This window comes from Salmonella sp. SG203 (assembly GCF_013350575.1).
Lineage (GTDB): Bacteria > Pseudomonadota > Gammaproteobacteria > Enterobacterales > Enterobacteriaceae > Salmonella > Salmonella enterica.
Genome location: NZ_SNMT01000002.1, coordinates 382,767 through 398,057, shown reverse-complemented (window position 1 = coordinate 398,057; position 15,291 = coordinate 382,767). Strand labels below are relative to the sequence as shown.

The 15,291-nt window shown below is 57.4% G+C and carries 13 protein-coding genes; 10 read left to right on the top strand and 3 right to left on the bottom strand.

The window, feature by feature from the left end; genetic code table 11:
- The first annotated feature begins 46 nt into the window (after positions 1-46).
- Positions 47-1,042: a 6-phosphogluconolactonase gene (gene pgl, locus HV477_RS05020; RefSeq protein ID WP_175064929.1), complete on the top strand. Its 996-nt coding sequence runs from the start codon at positions 47-49 to the stop codon at positions 1,040-1,042.
- 143 nt (positions 1,043-1,185) lie between these two features.
- Here the strand turns inward: pgl and HV477_RS05015 are convergent, their stop codons facing one another.
- Complete coding sequence (locus HV477_RS05015; RefSeq protein WP_048590949.1) at positions 1,186-2,469, bottom strand: putative acyl-CoA thioester hydrolase; 1,284 nt, start codon at positions 2,467-2,469, stop codon at positions 1,186-1,188.
- A 237-nt stretch (positions 2,470-2,706) separates the two neighbouring features.
- Between HV477_RS05015 and hutI the strand changes: the two genes are divergently transcribed.
- The 5 genes from hutI (at position 2,707) to hutH (ending at position 9,042) form a co-directional block, all read left to right on the top strand.
- Positions 2,707-3,930 (top strand): imidazolonepropionase, encoded by a 1,224-nt coding sequence (gene hutI / locus HV477_RS05010; protein WP_079899212.1) that lies wholly within the window; start codon positions 2,707-2,709, stop codon positions 3,928-3,930.
- A complete protein-coding gene (hutG, locus tag HV477_RS05005; RefSeq protein ID WP_017465738.1) occupies positions 3,927-4,868 on the top strand; it encodes a formimidoylglutamase in 942 nt (313 codons plus the stop codon). The genes hutI and hutG overlap by 4 nt, the downstream gene beginning before the upstream one ends.
- Before the next feature lie 44 nt (positions 4,869-4,912).
- Complete coding sequence (locus HV477_RS05000) at positions 4,913-5,638, top strand: histidine utilization repressor (RefSeq protein WP_000287413.1); 726 nt, start codon at positions 4,913-4,915, stop codon at positions 5,636-5,638.
- A gap of 196 nt (positions 5,639-5,834) precedes the next feature.
- Complete coding sequence (gene hutU, locus HV477_RS04995) at positions 5,835-7,520, top strand: urocanate hydratase (RefSeq protein WP_001115209.1); 1,686 nt, start codon at positions 5,835-5,837, stop codon at positions 7,518-7,520.
- Position 7,521: 1 nt separating this feature from the next.
- Positions 7,522-9,042, top strand: coding sequence for a histidine ammonia-lyase (gene hutH / locus HV477_RS04990; protein ID WP_079899213.1), 1,521 nt, complete (start codon positions 7,522-7,524; stop codon positions 9,040-9,042).
- Positions 9,043-9,126: 84 nt separating this feature from the next.
- On the opposite strand, the gene HV477_RS04985 is transcribed toward hutH, so the two are convergent.
- Positions 9,127-9,603 (bottom strand): kinase inhibitor, encoded by a 477-nt coding sequence (locus HV477_RS04985; RefSeq protein ID WP_000767419.1) that lies wholly within the window; start codon positions 9,601-9,603, stop codon positions 9,127-9,129.
- A gap of 57 nt (positions 9,604-9,660) precedes the next feature.
- Positions 9,661-10,950 (bottom strand): adenosylmethionine--8-amino-7-oxononanoate transaminase, encoded by a 1,290-nt coding sequence (gene bioA, locus HV477_RS04980; RefSeq protein ID WP_079899214.1) that lies wholly within the window; start codon positions 10,948-10,950, stop codon positions 9,661-9,663.
- Positions 10,951-11,036: 86 nt separating this feature from the next.
- Here bioA and bioB point away from each other — a divergent pair, with 86 nt between their 5' ends.
- Genes bioB through bioD form a run of 4 tightly spaced genes read left to right on the top strand, consistent with a single transcriptional unit; the run spans position 11,037 to position 14,649 of the window.
- Positions 11,037-12,077 (top strand): biotin synthase BioB, encoded by a 1,041-nt coding sequence (bioB, locus tag HV477_RS04975; RefSeq protein WP_079899215.1) that lies wholly within the window; start codon positions 11,037-11,039, stop codon positions 12,075-12,077.
- Positions 12,074-13,231 (top strand): 8-amino-7-oxononanoate synthase, encoded by a 1,158-nt coding sequence (gene bioF / locus HV477_RS04970; RefSeq protein WP_114063898.1) that lies wholly within the window; start codon positions 12,074-12,076, stop codon positions 13,229-13,231. The genes bioB and bioF overlap by 4 nt, the downstream gene beginning before the upstream one ends.
- Positions 13,215-13,970, top strand: a complete 756-nt coding sequence (gene bioC / locus HV477_RS04965; protein WP_000079911.1) for a malonyl-ACP O-methyltransferase BioC — start codon at positions 13,215-13,217, stop codon at positions 13,968-13,970. Before bioF ends, bioC begins: the two co-directional genes overlap by 17 nt.
- Complete coding sequence (gene bioD, locus HV477_RS04960) at positions 13,963-14,649, top strand: dethiobiotin synthase (protein ID WP_079899217.1); 687 nt, start codon at positions 13,963-13,965, stop codon at positions 14,647-14,649. Before bioC ends, bioD begins: the two co-directional genes overlap by 8 nt.
- Positions 14,650-15,291 lie beyond the last annotated feature (642 nt).

The window sequence follows — 15,291 nt, the reverse complement described above, 5'->3', positions numbered from 1 at the left end:
CTGTGTCCTGTTATTGCAGCTACATGCCATATGCAAAGGAGTATTCATGAAACAAACAGTCTATACCGCCAGCCCTGAGAGTCAGCAAATTCACGTCTGGAGCCTGAACCACGAAGGGACGCTGACGCTGGTGCAGGTCGTGGATGTGCCCGGTCAGGTTCAGCCGATGGTGGTCAGTCCGGATAAACGCTACCTCTATGTCGGCGTGCGCCCGGAGTTTCGTGTCCTGGCGTATCGTATTGCGCCGGATGATGGCGCGCTGACGTTTGCCGCCGAATCCGCCCTGCCGGGTAGCCCGACCCATATTTCTACCGATCATCATGGTCGTTTTGTCTTTGTCGGATCGTATAACGCCGGTAATGTCAGCGTGACGCGCTTACAGGATGGCCTGCCGGTTGAGCTGGTGGATGTGGTGGAGGGGCTGGACGGCTGCCACTCGGCAAATATTACGCCTGATAACCGTACTCTGGGGGTGCCTGCGCTAAAACAGGATCGCATTTGTCTGTTTACGCTAAGCGATGACGGCCATCTGGTGGCCCAGGAGCCGGCGGAAGTAAATACGGTTGAAGGGGCAGGCCCGCGTCATATGGTCTTCCACCCGAATCGACAATATGCGTATTGCGTCAATGAACTGAACAGTTCGGTGGATGTCTGGCAGCTTAAAAATCCGCATGGCGAGATAGAGTGCGTACAAACGCTGGATATGATGCCCGCCGATTTTTCCGATACCCGCTGGGCGGCGGATATTCATATTACGCCGGATGGACGGCATCTGTATGCCTGTGACCGCACCGCCAGTCTGATTACCGTCTTTAGTGTCTCCGAAGATGGCAGCGTACTGAGCGTTGAAGGCTTCCAGCCTACGGAAGCCCAACCGCGCGGCTTTAATATCGACAATAGCGGAAAATACCTGATTGCTGCGGGTCAAAAATCACATCATATCGCGGTCTATGAAATTACGGGCACTCAGGGGTTGCTGACGGAAAAAGGCCGTTATGCCGTCGGCCAGGGGCCGATGTGGGTTGTGGTGAACGCGTACTAAAGCGCTGTGTGCCGGAGGGCGGCGGGCTGGAGCTCATCAAGGCGGGATGCCTGATTAATTTCGATAAACATCGCTTGCAGTAAAACCACGGGCCGCCACATCTGCTGCGGCGGCCCGTTTATAAGCCTGAACCGGAACGGCGATTACTGCTTAGGTTCCGCTACCACTTTACTGCCTACACCGCGGTTGTTGTATTCCCACATGCGGTTGTAGTTAGTGTCGTTCAGATTACGCTGCACCTCGTCTTTGTCATCCACGGTTCCCGTATTTCCGGCAAACGGACGTTTCGAGATGACCGCGTCGGCCCACGGTTTGGCAACGTTGAAGCCCTCGTTAATCACGCTGTCGCGGATCACTACCTGACCGTTGGTGTTGGCGTCGACATCCAGCGAGCGGCCAAGCTGCGCAACGCCATCGCCGGAGGCGTTAAAGCGGCTGTTGATCGCCAAAAAGCCATAGTAAATATTGGACAGCGTCGCCGGGGCGAAGACGTAGGCTTCCTGCTGTGTGCGGGAGTTGACGACCTGGAAGTTGGTGTTATCGAACACCACGGCGCCGCGTCCGGACACCATATCCACATCGCCTTCAATATAGCTGTTTGTCACCAGCGTACGCGGCTGACGATCGGTTTGCAGACGGTTCTGCACGCCGCTGTTGGTCACAAAGAAGGTGTTCTGGCGGCCAAGGATATTGACCTTGTTAATCTGGACTTTGTCGCCATCGGTACGCAGCGCTATCGCCGGATGGTTTCCGGCATCGACGCTGTCGCCCAGCGTGTTCTCGATGGTCAGATTTTGTAGCTGCAGACCGTTATTCTGCGACCAGAACGCGGCAGAACACATCACACCGATCGTCGCGGCGTGTTTGCTTTGGCAGTTATCGAACATATACCAGGCGGGTTTACCAGGCATATATTTCCCGCCGGGATTCACCGCGCGGCGCCAGTCAGCGACACTCATTTCACCATCAATCGCCATCCCAATTTTCACATCGATCGGTTTTTCACCGGTCCCGTACAGGGTCAGACTTCCCGGCGCGGCGGGAACATACACGGTCCCCTGATAGTCGCCCGGCATAATAGCAATGTACTGGCGTTTGTTCGTGCGTTTAACCATCGCCGCATCGACCGCGGCCTGAATTGAGGTGTGCGTAACGCCTGGCGTACCTGCCGGCCCCACCACAAAGTCAGGCTGTGCGGGCAGGGTAATCGGCGACGGCGACCACGGGGCGGTATTCGGCGTCAGGGAGGCAAAATAGCGCGCCGCAACGAAGTTTTTCGCTTCATTTGCCGACAGAATTGGGCGCGAGGCGGTGCCAGGCGCGGTTTGATCGGAAGGGATCTGATCGGGTGGCGTAGAGCTACAGGCGCTCAGCGTCACGCCAAAAGCCAGTGCCAGCGCCAGACGGGAAACCGATAATGTATTCACAGGTTGCTCCGGGCTTGAAAAAGTTAAATGACATCCATTGAAGCCTGCTTTTTTATACTAAGTTGAACGAAACGGGAAGGCGAAAAGGTAAAAAGTTCCTTTTCAGGCCGGAAACACCTGTCGCATCAGATAGTTTTATCACAATTAAGCAACAACTTTCGCGCTTTGAGTTGACAATCCGGAGCAGAAAGAAAATAAATGTCTATACAACTCATGACAGGCAAGAGAGCGACAGGAATGCGGCAACTTTTACCGGGCGATACTGTCTGGCGAAACATCAGGCTGGCGACAATGGACCCGCAGCGGCAAGCCCCGTACGGGCTGGTAGATAACCAGGCGCTGATTGTACGCGAAGGGCATATTTGCGATATCGTGCCAGAGACGCAGCTTCCTGTCAGCGGGGGCAATATCCATGATATGCAGGGACGACTGGTAACCCCGGGACTTATCGATTGCCACACGCATCTGGTGTTTGCCGGTAACCGCGCCGCAGAGTGGGAGCAGCGGCTTAACGGCGCGTCATACCAGCATATTAGCGCTCAGGGCGGAGGCATTAACGCGACGGTATCAGCAACCCGCGCCTGTGCGGAGGAGACGCTCTACCTGCTGGCGCGCGAACGCATGATGCGCCTTGCCAGCGAAGGCGTTACGCTGCTGGAGATTAAATCCGGCTATGGTCTGGAGCTGGCGACAGAAGAAAAGCTGTTGCGCGTCGCTGCAAAACTTGCTGCCGAAAACGCTATCGACATTAGCCCCACGCTATTGGCCGCTCATGCTACGCCAGCGGAGTATCGTGACGACCCGGACGGCTACATCACTCTGGTCTGCGAGACGATGATTCCGCAGCTCTGGCAAAAAGGGTTATTTGATGCGGTAGACCTCTTTTGCGAGAGCGTCGGCTTTAATGTGGCGCAGAGTGAGCGCGTATTGCAGACGGCGAAGGCGTTAGGTATTCCCGTTAAAGGCCATGTTGAGCAGCTTTCGCTGTTGGGCGGCGCGCAGTTGGTGAGCCGTTATCAGGGCTTATCGGCGGATCATATCGAATATCTTGATGAAGCGGGCGTCGCGGCGATGCGTGACGGCGGTACTGTCGGCGTGTTGTTGCCCGGCGCGTTTTATTTTCTGCGCGAGACGCAGCGCCCGCCGGTGGAACTGCTGCGCCGCTATCAGGTGCCTGTCGCCGTCGCCAGCGATTTCAATCCCGGCACCAGCCCGTTTTGCAGTTTGCATCTGGCGATGAATATGGCCTGCGTACAGTTTGGTCTGACGCCGGAAGAGGCATGGGCGGGCGTTACGCGCCATGCCGCACGCGCGCTGGGAAGACAGGCGACGCATGGGCAGCTCAGGGCCGGCTACCGGGCAGATTTTGTGGTGTGGGATGCTGAACAGCCGGTAGAGATTGTGTATGAGCCGGGGCGTAACCCTTTATATCAGCGGGTATACAGAGGACAAATCTCATGACGCAATGGTATCCGGCTTCTCCGGCGCTCTGGCAGGGGCGCGATGACAGTATAGAAGCGCCGGATGCGCGGCGTCTGTTTCAGACCGTCACGCGCAGCGAGACCTTTTCCCCCGAAAACTGGCAGCAAAAGATCGCGTTAATGGGATTTGCCTGCGACGAGGGGGTAAAACGCAATGCAGGGCGTCCCGGCGCGGCAGGCGCCCCGGACGCGTTGCGTAAAGCGCTGGCGAATATGGCCAGCCACCAGGGACATGAACGGCTGGTGGATTTAGGCAATTGGGTTGCGCCGACGCCCGATCTGGAAGGCGCGCAGCAGGCCTTGCGCGATGCGGTAAGCCGCTGTCTGCGGGCCGGGATGCGCACGCTGGTACTGGGCGGCGGGCATGAAACCGCGTTTGGACACGGCGCGGGGGTGCTGGACGCGTTTGCGCAGGAAAGCGTAGGGATCATTAATCTTGATGCGCATCTGGATCTCCGTCAGACCGACCAGGCAACATCCGGGACGCCGTTTCGTCAACTGGCGCAGCTATGCGACGCGCAGAGCCGCGCGTTTCATTATGCCTGTTTCGGCGTGAGCCGTGCGGCGAATACGCAGGCGTTGTGGCGGGAAGCGCAGTGGCGGAATGTTACCGTGGTGGAGGATCTGGACTGCCATGACGCGCTGGCGCAGATGACGCAGTTTATCGACAAGGTGGATAAAATTTATCTGACTATCGATCTCGACGTATTGCCTGTCTGGGAAATGCCGGCCGTCTCCGCTCCCGCAGCGCTGGGCGTGCCGCTGATACAGGTTCTGCGTTTAATTGAGCCGGTTTGCCGCAGCGGAAAATTACAGGCGGCGGATCTGGTTGAGTTTAATCCACGCTTTGATGAAGATGGCGCAGCGGCGCGCGTGGCGGCGCGGCTTGGCTGGCAAATCGCGCACTGGTGGCGTTAATCTGTCATCCGGAAAACATTATCCGCATAAGGAAGGCTTCACGCATGTATTCATCCCGCTCCCGTTCTGCGCCTGCGCCTTTTTACGAAACGGTGAAACAGGACATCTGTAAAAAAATAGCCGGCGGCGTCTGGCAGCCGCACGATCGCATTCCGTCGGAAGCTGAACTGGTCGCTCAGTATGGCTTTAGCCGAATGACCATCAACCGGGCGCTGCGTGAGCTGACGGATGAAGGGTGGCTGGTACGTTTACAGGGCGTGGGGACGTTTGTCGCCGAACCGAAAGGCCAGTCCGCGCTGTTTGAAGTCCGCAGTATCGCCGAGGAGATAGCCGCCCGCCGTCATCAGCATCGTTGTGAGGTGCTCACGCTGGAGCGTGTGCGGGCAAACGCCATCCAGGCCAGCGCTCTCAACGTCAATGAGAGCGATGTCATTTTCCATTCCATCATGGTGCATTATGAAAACGATCTGCCGGTACAAATTGAAGATCGCTGCGTGAATGCGGATATTGCCGTGGATTACCTGACGCAGGATTACCGTCAGACCACGCCGCACGCTTATTTGTCGCGGATCGCGCCGCTAACGGAAGGGGAACATATTGTGGAGGCGGTGCGCGCCACGGCGCAAGAGTGCGCGTGGTTAACTATCAAAGAGCATGAGCCTTGTCTGCTCATTCGTCGTACAACCTGGTCCGCGTCGCGGATTGTTTCTCACGCCCGCTTACTTTTCCCCGGGTCGCGCTACCGGCTACAGGGACGATTTATCTCCTGAGCGGACTGCTGCCGGAAAACGTGATTGCTGACACAATATAACAAAATTGTATCATTTTTGTTAATTCTATTCTTGTGCTTACTTGTATAGACAAGTATATGTCTGATTCTTATCTGTGGGTCTGCGGCGGTGCCTGATAGTAGCGTTTTTGCGTTATTTGGCGATGGCAGACCGATAATAATGAGGAGTCATTGCTATGCCTGAAAGCAAGTATCGTCAGCAGACTATCCGCGCGCCCAGAGGCACGGTATTAACGGCGAAAAGCTGGCTGACAGAAGCCCCGCTGCGGATGTTAATGAATAATCTCGATCCTGACGTGGCGGAAAATCCGCATGAGCTGGTGGTCTACGGCGGGATTGGTCGCGCCGCGCGCAACTGGGAATGCTATGACGCTATTGTTGATGCGCTCACCCGGCTGGAGGCGGACGAAACGTTGCTTATTCAGTCTGGCAAACCGGTCGGCGTATTTAAAACGCACGACAACGCGCCGCGGGTATTAATCGCCAACTCCAACCTGGTTCCCCACTGGGCGACATGGGAACATTTTAACGAACTGGATGCGAAAGGGCTGGCGATGTACGGTCAGATGACGGCCGGAAGCTGGATCTATATCGGCAGCCAGGGAATCGTGCAGGGAACATACGAAACCTTTGTCGAGGCGGGGCGTCAGCACTATAACGGCACGCTGGCGGGACGCTGGGTGCTGACCGCCGGACTGGGCGGCATGGGCGGCGCGCAACCGCTAGCCGCGACGCTGGCCGGAGCGTGTTCGCTGACGATTGAATGCCAGCAAAGCCGTATCGATTTTCGTCTGCGTACTCGCTACGTGGATGAGCAGGCCGCCACGCTGGATGACGCGCTGGCCCGCATTACGCGCTACACCCGCGAGGGGAAAGCCGTGTCCGTCGCCCTGTGCGCGAACGCGGCGGATATCCTGCCGGAACTGGTTAATCGCGGCGTGCGCCCGGACCTGGTGACCGATCAGACCAGCGCCCACGATCCGCTACATGGCTATTTACCCTCCGGCTGGCGCTGGGAGGAGTATCAGAAAAACGCGCAATCCGATCCCCACGGGACGATGCAGGCAGCGAAACGTTCCATGGCGGCGCATGTTCGGGCGATGCTGGCGTTCAGTAAAATGGGCGTGCCGACCTTTGACTATGGCAACAATATTCGTCAGATGGCGAAAGAGATGGGGGTGGAAAACGCCTTTGATTTTCCGGGATTTGTGCCAGCCTATATTCGTCCGCTGTTCTGTCGAGGGATCGGGCCGTTTCGCTGGGTGGCGCTGTCCGGCGATCCGCAGGATATCTATAAAACCGATGCCAAAGTCAAAGAGATAGTGGCTGAGGATAAACATCTGCATCACTGGCTGGATATGGCGCGCGAGCGCATTCATTTTCAGGGGCTACCGGCGCGTATCTGCTGGGTAGGCCTGGAGTGGCGGCAAAAACTGGGGCTGGCGTTCAACGAAATGGTGCGTTGCGGCGAGGTATCCGCGCCCATTGTGATTGGCCGCGATCACCTGGATTCCGGTTCTGTCGCCAGCCCTAACCGTGAAACCGAAGCGATGCGCGACGGTTCCGACGCGGTTTCCGACTGGCCGCTGTTAAATGCGTTGCTGAATACCGCCAGCGGGGCGACATGGGTATCGCTCCATCATGGCGGCGGGGTGGGGATGGGGTTTTCGCAACACGCCGGTATGGTGATTGTCTGTGATGGCACTGACGAGGCCGCCGCGCGTATTCGCCGCGTGTTACACAACGATCCGGCGACGGGCGTCATGCGCCATGCCGATGCCGGATATGATCTCGCGGTGGAATGCGCTGTTGAGCAAGGTCTGAATTTACCGATGGTTGCGGCGACGCAGGGGAAAGGCTGATATGAACACCATGACACTCACTCCGGGGCAGTTAAGCCTCTCTCAACTGTACGATGTCTGGCGTCATCCGGTACAGCTTCGGCTGGACGCCAGCGCCATTGACGGCATTAACGCCAGTGTCGCGTGCGTCAATGATATCGTTGCCGAAGGGCGTACCGCCTACGGCATCAACACCGGTTTCGGCCTGCTGGCGCAGACGCGCATCGCTGATGAAGACTTGCAAAATCTACAGCGATCGTTGGTGTTGTCTCACGCCGCGGGCGTAGGCGACCCACTGGATGACGCGATGGTGCGTCTGATTATGGTATTGAAAATCAATAGCCTGGCGCGCGGGTTTTCCGGGATTCGGTTGAGCGTGATAGAGGCGCTCATCGCTCTGGTGAATGCCGGCGTGTATCCGCTGATTCCGGCAAAAGGCTCGGTTGGCGCGTCGGGCGACTTAGCGCCGCTGGCGCATCTGTCGCTGACGCTGCTTGGCGAAGGAAAAGCGCGCTGGCAGGGTGAATGGCTTCCGGCGCAGACGGCGCTAAAAAAGGCCGGACTGGAGCCTGTCGCGCTGGCGGCCAAAGAGGGGCTGGCGCTGCTTAACGGCACCCAGACGTCAACGGCCTTCGCGCTGCGCGGTTTGTTTGAGGCACAGGAGTTATTTGCCTCCGCCGTTGTCTGCGGCGCGCTGACCACCGAAGCCGTACTGGGATCGCGCCGTCCTTTTGATGCGCGCATTCATGCCGCGCGCGGACAACAGGGGCAAATTGACGTCGCGCGGTTGTTCCGGCATCTGCTGACCGATACCAGCGCCATTGCTGAATCACATCACCACTGTCATAAAGTTCAGGACCCGTATTCCCTTCGCTGCCAGCCGCAGGTAATGGGCGCTTGTCTGACCCAGTTACGTCAGACGAAAGAGGTACTGCTGGCTGAGGCCAACGCGGTATCCGATAATCCGCTGGTCTTTGCCGATGCGGGGGAGGTGATCTCCGGCGGTAACTTCCATGCTGAACCGGTTGCCATGGCGGCGGATAATCTGGCGCTGGCGATAGCGGAAATCGGCGCGCTATCGGAGCGGCGCATCGCGCTGATGATGGATAAACATATGTCGCAGTTACCGCCGTTCCTGGTGAAAAATGGCGGCGTTAATTCCGGTTTTATGATTGCCCAGGTCACCGCCGCGGCGCTCGCCAGCGAGAATAAAGCGCTGGCGCACCCGCACAGCGTGGATAGCCTGCCGACCTCGGCGAATCAGGAAGATCATGTCTCAATGGCCCCGGCGGCAGGGCGGCGACTCTGGGAAATGGCGGCGAATACCCGCGGCATCATTGCCGTGGAGTGGCTGGCGGCCTGTCAGGGGATAGATTTACGGGAAGGGTTAACCTCCAGCCCGTTACTGGAACAGGCGCGGCAGACACTGCGCGAGCGGGTGGCGCACTATACGCAGGATCGTTTTTTCGCACCCGATATTGAGTGTGCGACGGCGCTGCTGGCGCAAGGCGCGTTACAGCGTCTGGTGCCGGACTTTATGTGAATGCTGCCGGATGGCGCGGCGCTTATTCGGCTTACCCAACCCGTTGGTAGGGTAAGACGTTTACGCCGCCATCCGGCACAGCGTTTAACTGAACATCGCCGTGATCGAGGCGCTGGCGAGCGAATGGAAATGCACGTTAAAGCCGACCATCGCGCCGCTGGCGTCTTCATCAACGTCAAGACGCTCGACGTCCAGCGCGTGAACCGTAAAGATATAGCGGTGCGTTTCCCCTTTAGGCGGCGCCGCGCCGCCGTAGCCCGCTTTACCGAAATCGGTACGCGTCTGAATGACGCCGTCTGGTACGGCCACCAAGCCTGAGCCGAACCCCTGGGTCAGTACGCGCGTATCCGCCGGGAGGTTCACCACCACCCAGTGCCACCAGCCGGAGCCGGTCGGCGCGTCGGGATCGTAACAGGTCACGACAAAACTTTTGGTGCCCATCGGCACGTTGTCCCAGGCCAGATGCGGCGAAATATTATCGCCATCATAGCCCATACCGTTAAAAACGTGGCGATGAGGAAGTTTATCTCCATCGCGCAAATCGTTGCTGATAAGTTTCATGCGCTCTCCTTTTGACTCACCAGAAGTGTAGCCAGAAGCAGCATCGCTTACCGCTGATTAATGGCTAAAAAATGTTTCATTGTGTACCGCGTCATTGACCGCCTGGGTCAAACGGCGCAGTTGATCCGGACGAATAATGTAGGGCGGCATCAGGTAGATTAGCTTGCCGAACGGCCTGATCCAGACGCCTTGCCCGACGAAGAAGCGTTGAAGCGCCGCCATATTGACCGGATGCGTGGTTTCAACCACCCCAATCGCGCCCAACACCCGCACATCCGCCACCCAGGGCGAACTTTGCGCGGGGGCTAACTCAGCGCGTAACTGAGACTCGATAGACGCCACCTGCTGACGCCATTCGCCGCTTTCCAGCAGCGTCAGGCTGGCGCAAGCGACGGCGCAGGCCAGCGGATTCCCCATAAACGTCGGGCCATGCATAAAACATCCCGCCTCGCCGTTGCTAATAGTCTCTGCAACCTGGCGTGTCGTGAGCGTTGCCGAGAGGGTCATGGTGCCGCCGGTTAACGCTTTGCCGAGACACAGAATATCCGGCGCGATCCCGGCATGCTCGCAGGCGAACAGTTTGCCGGTACGGCCAAACCCGGTGGCTATTTCATCGGCAATCAGCAGAATGCCTTCGCGATCGCACATGTTACGAATACGCCTGAGCCATTGTGGATGATATATGCGCATCCCGCCCGCGCCCTGAACGATAGGTTCCAGAATCACGGCGGCTATTTCATGGCGATGCGCGGCCATCAGGCGAGCAAATGGCGCGATGTCGCTTTCATCCCATTCGCCATCCATCCGGCTTTGCGGTGCCTGCGCGAACAGATTCTCCGGCAGATAGCCTTTCCACAAGCTGTGCATGGAGTTATCCGGATCGCACACCGACATCGCGCCGAACGTGTCGCCATGATAACCGTGGCGAAACGTCAGAAAACGCTGACGCGATTCGCCCCGCGCCTGCCAGTATTGCAGCGCCATCTTCATGGCCACTTCTACCGACACCGAACCAGAGTCGGCCAGAAAGACACACTCCAGCGGCTCAGGCGTTATCGCGACCAGCTTACGGCACAGATTCACCGCAGGTTGATGGGTTATGCCGCCGAACATGACATGCGACATGGCGTCAATTTGCGCTTTCATCGCCGCGTTCAATTGCGGGTGGTTATAACCATGAATGGCCGCCCACCAGGAGGACATCCCCTCAATCAGGCGTTCGCCCGAGGCGAGAACCAGCTCGCAGCCTTCGGCCCGCTCAACGGGATATACCGGCAGCGGCGAGGTCATGGAAGTGTAAGGATGCCAAATATGGCGTTTATCGAAGGCCAGATCGTCCGTTGTCATAATCGACTTGTAAACCAAATTAAAAAGATTTAGGTTTACGAGTCTACACCATATCAAAAACAAACAACATATTTTGGAGAAGCCCGATGGCTCGCCACCCACGCTGGACACTGTCGCAAGTAACCGAATTATTTGAAAAACCACTGCTGGAATTGCTGTTTGAAGCGCAGCAAATTCATCGCCAGCATTTCGATCCGCAGCAGGTACAGGTTAGTACGCTGCTGTCGATCAAAACCGGTGCCTGCCCGGAGGATTGTAAATACTGCCCGCAGAGCTCGCGCTATAAAACCGGGCTGGAAGCCGAGCGCTTAATGGAAGTGGAGCAGGTACTGGACTCCGCCCGTAAAGCGAAAAACGCCGGTTCGACCCGCTTCTGTATGGGAGCGGCCTGGAAGAATCCGCATGAACGCGATATGCCTTATCTGGAGCAGATTGTACAGGGCGTCAAAGCGATGGGGCTGGAAACCTGTATGACGCTCGGCATGTTGAACGAGAGCCAGGCGCAGCGTCTGGCTAACGCCGGGCTGGATTACTACAACCACAACCTCGATACCTCGCCGGAGTTTTACGGCAATATCATCACTACCCGAACCTATCAGGAGCGCCTCGACACGCTGGAAAAAGTCCGTGAAGCAGGGATTAAAGTGTGCTCCGGCGGCATTGTGGGTCTGGGCGAAACGGTTACCGATCGCGCCGGACTGTTGTTGCAGTTGGCGAACCTGCCGACGCCGCCGGAAAGCGTGCCAATCAACATGCTGGTGAAGGTGAAAGGCACACCGCTTGCGGATAACGATGACGTGGATGCGTTTGATTTTATTCGTACTATCGCCGTGGCGCGCATCATGATGCCGACCTCATACGTGCGTCTTTCCGCAGGACGTGAACAGATGAACGAGCAGACCCAGGCGATGTGCTTTATGGCCGGGGCGAACTCGATTTTCTATGGCTGCAAATTGTTAACTACGCCAAATCCGGCAGAGGACAAGGATCTGCAGTTATTCCGTAAGCTGGGGCTGAATCCGCAGCAGACCAGGGTGCTGGCGGGCGATAACGAGCAGCAGCAACGTCTGGAGCATACGCTGATGACGCCTGACACCGATGATTATTACAACGCGGCAGCCTTATGAGTTGGCAACAACGCGTCGACGATGCGCTGACTGCGCGTCGGGCGACGGATACGTTGCGCCGCCGCTATGTGGTATCGCAGGGCGCCGGACGCTGGCTGGTAGCGAACGGGCGACAGTATCTTAACTTCTCCAGCAATGATTACCTCGGCTTAAGTCAACACCCGCAGATTATTCGCGCCTGGCAACAGGCAGCGGCGCGTTTTGGCGTCGGCAGCGGCGGGTCGGGTCATATCAGCGGTTATTCCGTGGCGCACCAGGCGTTAGAGGAGGAACTGGCGCAATGGTTAGGATATCCACGCGCGCTGCTGTTTATCTCTGGCTTTGCGGCGAATCAGGCGGTCATTACCGCCTTAATGAAAAAAAATGACCGGATTGTGGCCGACAGGTTGAGTCATGCTTCCCTGCTGGAGGCCGCCAATCTGAGTCCGGCGCAGCTTCGCCGCTTTATCCATAACGATACGCAGCATCTGTCGCGTTTACTGCAATCGCCCTGCGTGGGCCAGCAACTGGTGGTGACAGAAGGTGTATACAGCATGGACGGCGACAGCGCGCCGCTGGCGGAAATCCAGCACATTGCCCGCAGGCATCATGCCTGGCTGTTGGTTGATGATGCGCACGGCATCGGCGTGACTGGCGATGAGGGGCGGGGCACCTGCTGGCAACGGGGGGTGAAGCCTGAGTTGCTGGTGGTGACTTTCGGTAAGGGGTTTGGCGTCAGCGGCGCAGCGGTGCTCTGCTCGGAAAGCGTCGCGGATTATCTGCTGCAATTTGCCCGTCATCTGGTTTACAGCACCAGTATGCCGCCCGCCCAGGCGCAGGCGTTAAGCGCCTCGCTGGCGGTGATCCGTAGCGATGAAGGTCGTGAACGACGCGAAAAACTCGCCGCTCTGGTTCAGCGCTTTCGGGCCGGCGTTAACGCGTCCCGATTTACGCTACTGAATGCCCATAGCGCCATCCAGCCGTTAATCGTGGGCGATAACAGCCGTACATTGCGCCTGGCGGAGGCGCTGCGTCAACAAGGATGCTGGGCGACGGCGATTCGTCCGCCGACGGTGCCTGTCGGTACGGCGCGCCTGCGCTTAACGTTAACGCAGGCGCATGAAGCGTGTGATATCGACCGTCTGCTGGAGGTTCTGCATGGCGCAGGTGAATAAGCAGGCTATTGCGGCGGCGTTTGGCCGGGCCGCATCGCAATATGAACAGCACGCCTCTTTGCAGCAACACAGCGCGGATGCGCTGCTGACGCTGTTGACAGGCCGCCAGTTTGCCAGTGTGTTGGACGCAGGCTGCGGCCCCGGACGTATGAGTCGTTACTGGCGAGAGCGGGGGAGCGAAGTAACCGCCCTGGATCTTTCTCTGCCGATGCTGCAACAGGCTCGCGATCGTCAGGCGGCGCATCACTATTTGCTGGCGGATATCGAAGCGATTCCCCATGACGCCGAAGTTTTTGACCTGGCCTGGAGCAACCTGGCGGTCCAGTGGTGTGGCGATTTACGCGATGCGTTGAGCGAGTTGTATCGGGTTGTACGGCCCGGCGGCGTGGTGGCGTTTACCACCTTGTGCCAGGGGTCGTTGCCGGAACTGCGTCAGGCATGGCAGGCCGTCGATAATCGCGCTCACGCGAATAGCTTTTTGCCGGAAGAGGCCATTGACCACGCGCTGCGCGGCTGGCGGGCGTCTCGTCATACTCAGGCGATGACATTGTGGTTTGAGGATGCCCTGAGCGCGATGCGCTCGCTTAAAGGCATTGGCGCCACCCATCTTCATGAAGGGCGGGAGTCGGATGTATTAACCCGCGCCCGGCTTAGACAGATTCAGTTGGCATGGCCGCAGCGGCAGGGGAAATATCCGCTGACGTACCATCTTTTTATGGGAGTGATTGAACGTGACTAAACGCTATTTTGTGACCGGTACTGATACTGAAGTGGGTAAAACGGTTGCCAGTTGCGCCTTATTGCAGGCCGCAACGCAGTTAGGTTATCAAACCGTAGGCTATAAGCCCGTCGCTTCCGGCAGCGAAATGACAACCGACGGGCTACGCAATAGCGATGCCCTGGCCTTGCAGCGTAACAGCAGCCTGCCGCAACCTTATTCCGCTATCAATCCTTATACTTTTGCCGAGCCTACTTCTCCCCACATCGCTAGCGCCGACGAAGGCCGGGCGATAGACGCGGCGGTGTTATCACGCGGATTACGAACGCTGGAGGCGCAGGCAGACTGGGTGTTGACAGAAGGGGCGGGCGGCTGGTTTACACCGCTCTCTGCCACGCTGACGTTTGCCGACTGGGTACAGACGGAGCAGCTGCCGGTGATTCTGGTTGTTGGCGTCAAGCTGGGCTGTATTAATCACGCCATGCTGACGGCGCTGGCGGTAGAACAGGCCGGATTACCACTTGTCGGATGGATAGCCAACGACATGCAGCCGCCAGGCGCGCGTCATGGTGAATATCTCGCGACGCTTCGCCGCGTCATACCGGCCCCGCTGTTAGGGGAAATCCCGTGGCTGGGCATTTCTCCATCGCAGGCGGCGACAGGACAGTATCTGGACCTCAGCCCCCTGGAACGCGCCTGACCGCGCTTAAAAACCGCCTTCTTGCAGGATCTGACGATCCTGCTGTTCTTTCGCCAGACCCTCCTGACGTCGCCATGCTAAAAATGTGCAAAATGTGAGCGTCTACGCCTCAATTTTTCCCTTCTCGTTAGCCAATAATCTGCCAAAAATAGCGATAATTTTTTTTTATCGCCCGGCGAAAACGTCAAGGGCTGATTTTGCCAGGCGGCAGGGGATACGGGCTGGAAGCAGTTATCCACTATTCCTGTGGATAACCTTGTGTATTAGAGTTAGAAAACACAACGTAAGCGAGAGGCGACGCGGCCTGCGACTAAATTGGCGCGAAAGACGGCTTGAGAAAATATCCCTTTTCAGACAGCAAGTTATATAAAATCAATGGTTGTAAAGGAAGGGGGATACGTTGACATAAAACTTTCATCATCCGACTTGACAAATGTTAAAAAAGACTCTGGTCTGGGGATAACCAGCACACTGCTGGAATTTTACCCCGCGACTGTCTATGTTTTACCTCTAAATAGCGTGGGGCATCTGCCGATAGCCATTATACACTGGAGTGTTACTGTTTTTTCATCCAGTATTTTTTATTGGCAATATTCACCGTCGAGAGTAAAATTACATCCCTGCCCGCTCACTCCTTCAGGT

Coding starts and splice junctions, on each gene's coding strand:
- pgl (WP_175064929.1), top strand. CDS start 47: ATGAAACAAACAGTCTATACCGCCAGCCCTGAGAGTCAGCAAATTCAC.
- hutI (WP_079899212.1), top strand. CDS start 2,707: ATGCGGCAACTTTTACCGGGCGATACTGTCTGGCGAAACATCAGGCTG.
- hutG (WP_017465738.1), top strand. CDS start 3,927: ATGACGCAATGGTATCCGGCTTCTCCGGCGCTCTGGCAGGGGCGCGAT.
- HV477_RS05000 (WP_000287413.1), top strand. CDS start 4,913: ATGTATTCATCCCGCTCCCGTTCTGCGCCTGCGCCTTTTTACGAAACG.
- hutU (WP_001115209.1), top strand. CDS start 5,835: ATGCCTGAAAGCAAGTATCGTCAGCAGACTATCCGCGCGCCCAGAGGC.
- hutH (WP_079899213.1), top strand. CDS start 7,522: ATGAACACCATGACACTCACTCCGGGGCAGTTAAGCCTCTCTCAACTG.
- HV477_RS04985 (WP_000767419.1), bottom strand. CDS start 9,603: ATGAAACTTATCAGCAACGATTTGCGCGATGGAGATAAACTTCCTCAT.
- bioA (WP_079899214.1), bottom strand. CDS start 10,950: ATGACAACGGACGATCTGGCCTTCGATAAACGCCATATTTGGCATCCT.
- bioB (WP_079899215.1), top strand. CDS start 11,037: ATGGCTCGCCACCCACGCTGGACACTGTCGCAAGTAACCGAATTATTT.
- bioF (WP_114063898.1), top strand. CDS start 12,074: ATGAGTTGGCAACAACGCGTCGACGATGCGCTGACTGCGCGTCGGGCG.
- bioC (WP_000079911.1), top strand. CDS start 13,215: ATGGCGCAGGTGAATAAGCAGGCTATTGCGGCGGCGTTTGGCCGGGCC.